This window comes from Microbacterium sp. CPCC 204701, assembly GCF_004010105.1.
Taxonomy (GTDB): Bacteria; Actinomycetota; Actinomycetes; order Actinomycetales; family Microbacteriaceae; genus Microbacterium.
Map to the genome: position 1 here is coordinate 1 of NZ_RRYE01000164.1, position 6,456 is coordinate 6,456.

Genomic DNA, 6,456 nt, shown 5'->3' on the forward strand with positions numbered 1-6,456 from the left:
AGCTGCGGCGGGCGGCACGGATGCCGGCGCCGCCGTCTCGGGAAGTGTCGCCGTCATCGGCTCTCTCCTCGGGTATCGCGGGTGGGTGGGGAGGCCCGGCCGGCCGGACCGCGCGCGGCGGTCCGGCCGGATCGGGTCAGGAGATCGCCGACTCGAAGGTCGCGTACAGCGCCTTGGCCGCGTCTGCGTTGGACTGCTGGCCGAAGATGATGTTCTCGTAGGCGAGCGTGAAGTCGGCGGGCAGCGTGCTGACGCCGGCGGGAGCCAGCGGCGCGGGGTCGCTGAAGTCGGACTGGTACTCGAGCACGAAGTCGTTGACGATCTTGTCACCGCCCTGCAGCGTGGGGGCGAGTGCCTCGTAGTTCGACGTGTTGAGCGGGATGCCGCGGGTCAGGCCGAGGATCTCGGCAGCTTCCGGGTCGTTGATGAGGAAGTCCAGGAGCTTCGCGGCGACCTCAGGGTGCTCGGACTCGGGCGAGACGGCGGCCACGTTGGTGCCCGCCATGCTCAGGCCCAGGCGACCGGTGTCGGTGGGGTACGGAGCCAGCGCGACGTGCTCCTCGCCGATGGTGTCGACGAAGGCGCCGGTGATCGACGCTGCGATGAACTCGCCGGCCGACTTGCCCAGCGCGAATCCGGAGTTCTGCATGCTCTGGTCGAGCGTCGACGTCGTCTGCGGGTCGGTGGAGGCGCCGGATTCACGCAGGCGCTCCATGAGGTCGAACCACTCCTCGAGGTCGCTCTCGTCGAACCCGAGCTCGCCCCCCTCGGTGAACAGCAGCTTGTCGTTCTGGTCGAGCCACGTCGCGAAGTGCGCGATGTAGCCGCCCGGGTCGGTGATCGCCGCCTTGGCGCCCCCGCTGGCGGCGCGGATCTTCTCGCCCGCCTCGATCAGGTCGTCCCAGGTGAAGCCCGGTCCGGGCGCGTCGACCCCGGCCTCTTCGAAGGCGATCGGGTCGTACGCCCATCCGTAGGTGGCGGTGCCGAGCGTGAAGCCGTAGAAGGTGCCGTCGATCTGGCCGATCTTCTGCGACGCCTCCGGGATGTCGTCCACAGAGATGACGTCGCCGACGTACTCGCTGAGATCCGTCGTCGCACCCTTCTCGGTGTACTCCTTGACCGACTCCATCGGGATGAGGAAGAGGTCGGGCTGCGAACCGCTTGCGATCTGCGTCGCGAGTTTGGGGATGTACGCGTCGATCGCCGAGAAGGAGGTCTCGACCGTCACGCCGGGGTTCTTCTCCTCGAAGACGTCGAGGGCCTCCTCGGTGAGCACGGCGCGCTCGTCGTTCCCCCACCACTGGAACGAGATGGTGACCGCTCCGCCGTCGGCGGCGTCCCCTTCCGAGCCTGCGTCTCCGGGGGCGCATGCCGTCGCGGTGAGTACGAGTCCCGCTGCGACGAGTCCTGCTGTCAGTGCCCGGCGTCCGCGGCGCATCGGTGCCTGTGCCATGTCCTACTCCTCTTCGAGTGATGTCCTGCCTCGGTGCATTCCGATTCCCCGAGTCGGACGACTCCGTGAGAAACCGGTTCCCGAGTACGATAGCAGAGGTCAACCGGTTAGCCAAGAAAACGTTTCCTCGGGGGTGCAGATGATTCTCGGATCGCGGTATGCGAATCCCGTCCTCGCGTTCGACGTGCCCGATCCGGACGTCGTCGCGCTCTCCGGCGGCGGCTACGCGATGGTCGCGTCGAGCTTCGACCGACAGCCCGGGCTGCCGCTCTGGCGCTCCGACGACCTGGTGCAGTGGCGCCCCGCGGGCTTCGCCGGGGGCTACCAGCCCCTGGTGCAGGCGAGCGGCGGAGTGTGGGCGCCGTCGATACGCGAGCACGACGGGCGGCTGTTCCTCACGTGGGCGGACCCTGATCGCGGGGTCTTCGTCGTCGAAGCGCCAAGAGTCGAGGGCCCCTGGTCGAAGCCGCGGCAGATCATCGCGGGCCCTGGACCCATCGACCCGTGTCCGTTCTGGGACGACGACGGGCGCACCTGGATCGTGCACGGGTGGTCCCGCTCCCGCGCCGGCTTCGCGAATCGCCTCGACATCGTCGAGGTGGATGCCGGGCTGACCACCGCCGTGGGATCCCCGCGCGTGCTCATCGACGGTGACGCCGTCGAGGGTTGCACCGTGCTGGAGGGCCCGAAGCTCTACCGCCGCGGCGAGCTCTACTTCGTGTTCGCCCCCGGGGGTGGGGTCGAGACGGGGTGGCAGTACGTGTTCCGCTCCTCCGATCTGGCCGGGCCGTGGACGGGGCGGGTCGTGCTCGAGCAGGGCGCGACCGACATCAACGGCCCCCACCAGGGCGCGTGGGTGATCGGCGCCGAGGGCGAGGAGTGGTTTCTCCACTTCCAGCACACTCCGCAGCACGGCCGGATCCTGCACCTGCAGCCGCTCTCCTGGGGCGACGATGGCTGGCCGCTAGTCGGCGCCGCGGTGGCGGGCGGACCGCCGGAACCGGTGATGGACTGGCAGTACCCCACCCCGCGGCCGGCCGGTGGGCACTCGTCCCACGCGCAGACGCCGGTCGATGCGGCGGCCACTGCGGGCTGGCACGGTCGCGGGGCCGATCCGATCGAGCTCGTCACCGAGTCGGCGACCGGCTCGAGCACTGACGTCACCCTTGCCGAAAGGGGCATGCTCGCGCGGCCGCTCGATGCGCGAGCCGCACGGATCGAGGTCGCGCTGCTCGACGGCGAAGGGTCCATCTCGCTCATCGGCGCCGACCACCACCGCCTCCGCGTCGGCACCGCGGATGAACCCGCTCCCACCCTCGTCGACATCGACGAGACGATCGTCCACGCCGCTCCACCCGTGCGGCTCGGCGTCCAGCTCGACGGTTCCGCCGCTCGTTTCACCGTCGACGGGTGTCCGGCCGGCGACTGGTTCCACCCGGCACCGTCCCAATGGACGGGAGTCGAGTTCGGCGTGAGCGCCCACGGAGCCCGCGGCGCCCGATTCGACCTCGCACCACCCGTGATGCCGTAGGCGGAGCCGAGCCGCGCTACCGTCCAGCGGTCACGCCGACTCGGCGGCGAGCCGCGCCGAGGCGGTGGCCATGTGCACCGCCATCGCGGAGGCGGCGGCATCCGCGTCACGGCGCTCCACGGCTGCGAACACCGCCTGGTGCTCGTCGATCGCGATGCGGGCGGCGTCCTCGTCGTGCACGGCACGGTCGGCGTACACCTGCAGCAGTGAGCGAACGACGTGCAGAAGGTCGACGAGAGTGTGGTTCCCGGCCCCCGCGGCGAGAGCGTTGTGGAACTCGGCGTCGGCTTTGGCGAAGGTCTTCAGATCGTGGACCGATGCACGCATGCGCCCGAGCGAGGTCGCGAGTGACTGGACGCGCTCGGCTGACGCGCGCCCGGCCGCGAGCCGCGCGACGTAGATCTCCAGGCCCGAGCGCAGCTCGAGAAGCTCGGCCGTGTTCTTCTGCCCGATGAGGAGTCCCCACCGCAGCGTCTGCGGCAGCAGATCGCTGGCGGTTCCGCGGAGGTACGTCCCCGAACCCGGCCGGACGTCGACGATGCCGAGGATCTCCAGCGCCGCCAGCGCCTCGCGAACGGCGGAGCGTCCGACGCCCAGCGTCGCCGCGAGCTGGCGCTCGGGAGGAAGGCGCGTGCCCGCGTCGAGCGAGCCTCCGGTGAACAGGTCCATGAGCCGCCGGGCGACCTCTGACACCGGCGTTCCGGCCGGGAGTGCGCCGAGGGCGGCTGTGATCTCGGCGGAGCGGTCATCCGGAAAGGCGGGCACGGGAACAACATACGACAGCAGCGCCGGAGCGCGACAGTGATTGGTCAACCGGTTCTTGCAATTGGTCAACCGGTTTGCCACAATGGTCCACGATCACCATCATCTCGATCACCGTCGACGAGCAGGAGTCAGAGTGGACCGCACACAGAACACTGCCGAGGAGTCCTCGGTCGCCCGATCGGCCATCCGCAAGGTCTCGATCCGGCTGGTGCCGTTCGTGGCACTGATGTTCTTCATCAACTACCTCGACCGCACTGCGATCGGCTTCGCCGCCCCCAACGGCATGAACGAAGACCTCGCGCTGAGCGCCGCGCAGTTCGGCTTCGCGTCCGGGGTGTTCTTCATCGGCTACATCCTGCTGGAGGTGCCGTCGAACCTCGCGCTGCACAGGTTCGGCGCGCGGCGCTGGCTCGCCCGCATCATGGTGACCTGGGGCATCGTCGCGCTGCTGTTCACGTGGGTGCAGAACTTCGAGCAGCTCGTGATCCTGCGCTTCCTCCTCGGCGTCGCCGAGGCCGGCTTCTTCCCCGGTGCGATCCTCTTCCTGAGCCTGTGGGTGCCGGCGCAGTACCGCGGTCGCGTCCTGATGCTCTTCTACCTGGCCCAGCCGCTCACCACCGTCATCGGCGCCCCGCTCGCCGGCTGGCTGATCCAGCAGCACGAAATCTTCTTCGGGCTCGAGGGCTGGCGCTTCATGTTCTTCGGCGTCGCGATCCCGGCGATCCTCGTCGGCGTCATCGCGTGGTTCTACCTGAAGGACAAGCCCGCCGACGCCAAGTGGCTCACCCGCGAGGAGCAGGTGTGGCTGACCGACGCGCTCGACCGCGAGAAGGCCGCCACGCAGCAGAAGGAGCAGGGCCACGTCTCGGCCCGCTACGCCTTCAAGAGCGGCCGCGTGTGGGTGCTCTCGTTCATCTACTTCGGCTTCATCTACGGGCTGTACGCGCTCGCGTTCTTCCTCCCCACGATCATCGAGGGCTTCCAGGAGCAGACCGGACAGACCTTCGACACCCTTCAGAAGGGTCTCATCACGGCGATCCCGTACCTCCCGGCTGCGATCGTCATGTACTTCTGGTCGCGGGATGCCTCGAAGCGCGGCCTCAAGACCTGGCACATCGCCGTTCCCGCCATCGCCGGCGCCATCAGCATCCCGCTCGCGCTGTTCGCCGGCTCGCCGGCCGCCACGATCGCGGTCGTCACGGTCACGGCGTGCGCGATCTTCGCGGCGCTGCCGAACTTCTGGACGCTGCCGACGCGGTTCCTCACCGGGGCGGCGGCGGCCGCGGGCGTCGCCCTCATCAACACCATCGGCAACCTCGCGGGGTTCTCCGCCCCGTATGTGACCGGGGCCGTCCACGACTGGACGGGCGGATACGAGATCCCGATGTTCATCGTGGGCGTGTTCATGCTGCTGTCGGCCGTGCTGATGGTGCTGCTCGCCCGCAGCAATCGCATCGGCCAGACGGACCTCGAGCAGGTCACCCCGACGCCACGCGGCGCCGCTGCCGTGAACGGCGACGTGCGATGACCCGACTGTGGAACGACCCGGCCGACTTCGCCGACGAGATGATCGCCGGATTCGTCGCGGCCAACGAGCGCTACGTGCGGCGCGTGACCGGCGGGGTCGTGCGCAGCACGACGTCCCCCGCCGGTCAGGTCGCGGTCGTCGTGGGCGGCGGGTCGGGCCACTATCCCGCATTCGCAGGACTCGTCGGACCCGGACTCGCGCACGGCGCGGCGATGGGCAACCTCTTCGCGTCGCCCTCGGCGCAGCAGGTGTACGCCGTCGCGAAGGCCGCCGAAGGCGGCGGGGGCGTGTTCTTCAGCTACGGCAACTACGCGGGCGACGTGCTCAACTTCGACGCGGCGCAGGAGCGTCTGCGCTCCGAGGGCATCGCGTGCGAGACCGTCGCGGTGACCGACGACGTCATGTCGGCGACCGCCGACGAGCGGCACAGGCGCCGCGGCATCGCGGGCGACCTCACGGTGTTCCGCACGGCGGCGGCGGCGGCCGGGGCGGGGTACGACCTCGCCGAGGTGACGCGGGTCGCGCGGGTCGCGAATGACCGCACGCGGTCGTTCGGGGTCGCGTTCACCGGCTGCACGCTGCCCGGCGCCGAGCAGCCGCTGTTCACCGTGCCCGAGGGTCGCATGGCCGTCGGGCTGGGGATCCACGGCGAGCCCGGCATCGACGAGACCGGCATCCCGACAGCCGACGAGCTGGCCGAGCTGCTCGTCGCGAGGCTGCTCGCCGAGGTTCCCGAAGGGGTCGACGCGGTCCGGGGGGCCCGCGTCGTCCCGATCCTCAACGGGCTGGGGTCGCTGAAGTACGAGGAGATGTTCGTCGTCTACCGGCGCATCGCCGAGCTGCTGACTGAGGCGGGTTTGGAGATCGTCGACCCGCACGTCGGCGAGTACTGCACCAGCTTCGACATGGCGGGCACGTCTCTCACGCTCTTCTGGCTCGACGACGAGCTCGAGACGTTGTGGCAGACCGCGGTCGACACGCCCGCCTACCGCCGGGGCTCGGTCGCGCCGCAGCAGCGGACGGATGCCGCGGCCGCACCCGACGCCACGCGCGCCGCGATCGAACCCGGTGACGAGGCATCCCGTTCCGCCGCGCAGCTCGTGCTCGCCGCGGTGCGCACCATCGCCGAGACCGTCGACACGCACGTCGACGAGCTCGGCCGGATCGACGCGGTCGCCG

The 6,456-nt window shown here is 69.9% G+C and carries 5 protein-coding genes; 3 read left to right on the forward strand and 2 right to left on the reverse strand.

Going from position 1 to position 6,456, the window contains the following annotated elements:
• Positions 1-136: 136 nt before the first annotated feature.
• On the reverse strand, positions 137-1,453 hold the full coding sequence (locus tag EIO58_RS10675) for an ABC transporter substrate-binding protein (RefSeq protein ID WP_127819527.1): 1,317 nt from the start codon (positions 1,451-1,453) through the stop codon (positions 137-139).
• Positions 1,454-1,592: 139 nt separating this feature from the next.
• Between EIO58_RS10675 and EIO58_RS10680 the strand changes: the two genes are divergently transcribed.
• The gene (locus EIO58_RS10680) at positions 1,593-2,984 is read left to right on the forward strand and encodes a glycoside hydrolase 43 family protein (protein WP_164861635.1); all 1,392 of its coding nucleotides are present in this window, start codon (positions 1,593-1,595) and stop codon (positions 2,982-2,984) included.
• A gap of 30 nt (positions 2,985-3,014) precedes the next feature.
• Here EIO58_RS10680 and EIO58_RS10685 read toward each other — a convergent pair whose 3' ends face one another.
• Positions 3,015-3,749 (reverse strand): FadR/GntR family transcriptional regulator, encoded by a 735-nt coding sequence (locus EIO58_RS10685; RefSeq protein ID WP_127819529.1) that lies wholly within the window; start codon positions 3,747-3,749, stop codon positions 3,015-3,017.
• A gap of 133 nt (positions 3,750-3,882) precedes the next feature.
• Between EIO58_RS10685 and EIO58_RS10690 the strand changes: the two genes are divergently transcribed.
• Together EIO58_RS10690 and EIO58_RS10695 are read left to right on the forward strand one after the other, a co-directional pair.
• The gene (locus tag EIO58_RS10690) at positions 3,883-5,277 is read left to right on the forward strand and encodes an MFS transporter (RefSeq protein ID WP_240658727.1); all 1,395 of its coding nucleotides are present in this window, start codon (positions 3,883-3,885) and stop codon (positions 5,275-5,277) included.
• The coding region (locus EIO58_RS10695; RefSeq protein ID WP_127819530.1) for a dihydroxyacetone kinase family protein at positions 5,274-6,456 on the forward strand (1,183 nt) is incomplete at its 3' end. The genes EIO58_RS10690 and EIO58_RS10695, both read left to right, overlap by 4 nt.